Source organism: Candidatus Acetothermia bacterium (assembly GCA_024653305.1).
Classification (GTDB): Bacteria; Bipolaricaulota; Bipolaricaulia; order Bipolaricaulales; family Bipolaricaulaceae; genus JACIWI01.
In genome coordinates, this window is sequence record JANLFW010000064.1 from 1 (window position 1) to 987 (window position 987).

A 987-nucleotide genomic window follows, 5' to 3' on the forward strand; every position below is an offset into this window, starting at 1 on the left:
CGTACCCTACAACCATTCGCTCTCTCAGGCTAACAAGGGTTTGCGCAACAGGCTCGGGGGAGCGGGCTGGCCGAGGGCACTGCCTTCCCGGTACGGACGCTCGGATTCTCGTTCAGCGGTGTTCGCTCGTTGGCCTTCTCCCCCGACGGGCAGTACCTGGCGTTGGGAACAGAGGGAACCGACAACGTGCTGATCATCAACGTCTCGGCCTGGGAAGTAATCCACACCTTGGTAGGGCATACGAGAGTGGTCTACTCGGTGGCATGGAGTCCAGATGAAAAGGTCCTGGCATCCGGTTCCTCCGACGGGACTATCAGACTGTGGGACCCGGCAACAGGAAGAAGGCTCCGGACCATAGGTCGCCATGCCGACTACGTCTGCTCGGTGGCCTGGAGCCCGGACGGGAAGATCGTCGCCTCTGGATCTTGGGATGGTGCTGTGGGACCCGGGAACAGGACTGGAACTCCGTGCCCTCACAGGGCACACCGAGCTCGTGACCACGGTTGCGTGGAGTCCAGATGGGATGCTCCTTGCCACCGGATCGGAGGACGGAATGGTGATGCTGTGGGACGTGAGCGACCTGCTGGATAGGTGAAGGAGGTGAATGGCGATGTCGCGTGCGCTGAGTGATTGCAGGGACATGGCGTTCCTGAGGGTGCCCAGGCTGACGCTGCTTGTAGCGGCGCAGCGCCCACCGGCTGGGCTCCCCGTGACGGCCGCACTGCACACGGGTCCCGAAGTCTACGTGATCCTGGTCCAGAACACGGAGCCATGCGCGTTCACGCGGTTCCACGTTGTGTTCGCGGTCCCGGCTGACAAGCTGACTGCCCGTGCCCTGCGCCCGCTCCCCTGCCGCGTCCAGTGGAGCACCCGGCAGGCGTACATGCTCTGGGTTGAAAACACTGACCCCTTCTGGCATAAGACGTTTACGATCCTCTTCTCAGCCTCGGTGCGCGTGTGGCCCGCGCCGGTATCCAGCGTGCCCGT

At 63.3% G+C, this 987-nt stretch carries 2 protein-coding genes; both read left to right on the forward strand.

The window, feature by feature from the left end:
• The first annotated feature begins 430 nt into the window (after positions 1-430).
• Positions 431-595, forward strand: a complete 165-nt coding sequence (locus NUV94_08240) for a WD40 domain-containing protein (GenBank protein MCR4392723.1) — start codon at positions 431-433, stop codon at positions 593-595.
• A gap of 45 nt (positions 596-640) precedes the next feature.
• On the forward strand, positions 641-987 hold a 347-nt coding region (locus NUV94_08245), incomplete at its 3' end, for a hypothetical protein (protein MCR4392724.1).

Bases quoted from the DNA above. Each gene is read 5' to 3' on its own strand.
- NUV94_08240 (MCR4392723.1), top strand. From the start codon at position 431: ATGGTGCTGTGGGACCCGGGAACAGGACTGGAACTCCGTGCCCTCACA.